The organism is Streptomyces sp. NPDC041129 (genome assembly GCF_055592265.1).
The window spans coordinates 1-1846 of sequence record NZ_JBVIYV010000023.1; the positions used below are offsets into that span (position 1 = coordinate 1).

Sequence of the window (1846 nt, forward strand, 5' to 3'; positions counted from 1 at the left end):
GATGGGTAGGGGAGCGTCGTCTGCCGGGTGAAGCGGCACTGGAAGGTAGTCGTGGACGGTTGACGAGTGAGAATGCAGGCATGAGTAGCGATACAAACGTGAGAAACGTTTGCGCCGATTGACTAAGGGTTCCTGGGTCAAGCTGATCTGCCCAGGGTAAGTCGGGACCTAAGGCGAGGCCGACAGGCGTAGTCGATGGATAACCGGTTGATATTCCGGTACCCGCTGTGAAGCGTCAAACATCGAGCATCGTGATGCTAAGGCCGTGAAGCCGCCCTGATCTCTTCGGAGTTGAGGGGAGTGGTGGAGCCGCCGAACCAAGCGGTTAGTAGGTGAGTGATGGGGTGACGCAGGAAGGTAGTCCATCCCGGGCGGTGGTTGTCCCGGGGTAAGGGTGTAGGACGAGTGGTAGGCAAATCCGCCGCTCTTGTGTCTGAGACCTGATGCCGAGCCGATTGTGGCGAAGTGGATGATCCTATGCTGTCGAGAAAAGCCTCTAGCGAGTTTCATGGCGGCCCGTACCCTAAACCGACTCAGGTGGTCAGGTAGAGAATACCGAGGCGTTCGGGTGAACTATGGTTAAGGAACTCGGCAAAATGCCCCCGTAACTTCGGGAGAAGGGGGGCCACACTCGGTGATCGGATTTACTCCGTGAGCTGGGGGTGGCCGCAGAGACCAGCGAGAAGCGACTGTTTACTAAAAACACAGGTCCGTGCGAAGCCGTAAGGCGATGTATACGGACTGACGCCTGCCCGGTGCTGGAACGTTAAGGGGACCGGTTAGCTCTGATTCGTCAGGGCGAAGCTGAGAACTTAAGCGCCAGTAAACGGCGGTGGTAACTATAACCATCCTAAGGTAGCGAAATTCCTTGTCGGGTAAGTTCCGACCTGCACGAATGGCGTAACGACTTCTCGACTGTCTCAACCATAGGCCCGGTGAAATTGCACTACGAGTAAAGATGCTCGTTTCGCGCAGCAGGACGGAAAGACCCCGGGACCTTTACTACAGTTTGATATTGGTGTTCGGTTCGGCTTGTGTAGGATAGCTGGGAGACTTTGAAGTCCACACGCCAGTGTGGGTGGAGTCGTCGTTGAAATACCAGTCTGGTCGTGCTGGATGTCTAACCTGGGTCCGTGATCCGGATCAGGGACAGTGTCTGATGGGTAGTTTAACTGGGGCGGTTGCCTCCTAAAGAGTAACGGAGGCGCCCAAAGGTTCCCTCAGCCTGGTTGGCAATCAGGTGTTGAGTGTAAGTGCACAAGGGAGCTTGACTGTGAGACCGACGGGTCGAGCAGGGACGAAAGTCGGGACTAGTGATCCGGCGGTGGCTTGTGGAAGCGCCGTCGCTCAACGGATAAAAGGTACCCCGGGGATAACAGGCTGATCTTCCCCAAGAGTCCATATCGACGGGATGGTTTGGCACCTCGATGTCGGCTCGTCGCATCCTGGGGCTGGAGTCGGTCCCAAGGGTTGGGCTGTTCGCCCATTAAAGCGGTACGCGAGCTGGGTTTAGAACGTCGTGAGACAGTTCGGTCCCTATCCGCTGTGCGCGTAGGAGTCTTGAGAAGGGCTGTCCCTAGTACGAGAGGACCGGGACGGACGAACCTCTGGTGTGCCAGTTGTTCTGCCAAGGGCATGGCTGGTTGGCTACGTTCGGGAGGGATAACCGCTGAAAGCATCTAAGCGGGAAGCCTGCTTCGAGATGAGGACTCCCACCCACTTGATGGGGTAAGGCTCCCAGTAGACGACTGGGTTGATAGGCCGGATCTGGAAGCCAGGTAACTGGTGGAGGTGACCGGTACTAATAGGCCGAGGGCTTGTCCTCAGTTGCTCGCGTCCACTGTGT

1 rRNA gene is annotated in these 1846 nt (G+C 56.8%); it reads left to right on the forward strand.

Going from position 1 to position 1846, the window contains the following annotated elements:
• Nucleotides 1-1825: ribosomal RNA gene (locus ACZ6B1_RS34175) — 23S ribosomal RNA — on the forward strand; the annotation flags it as partial.
• Nucleotides 1826-1846 lie beyond the last annotated feature (21 nt).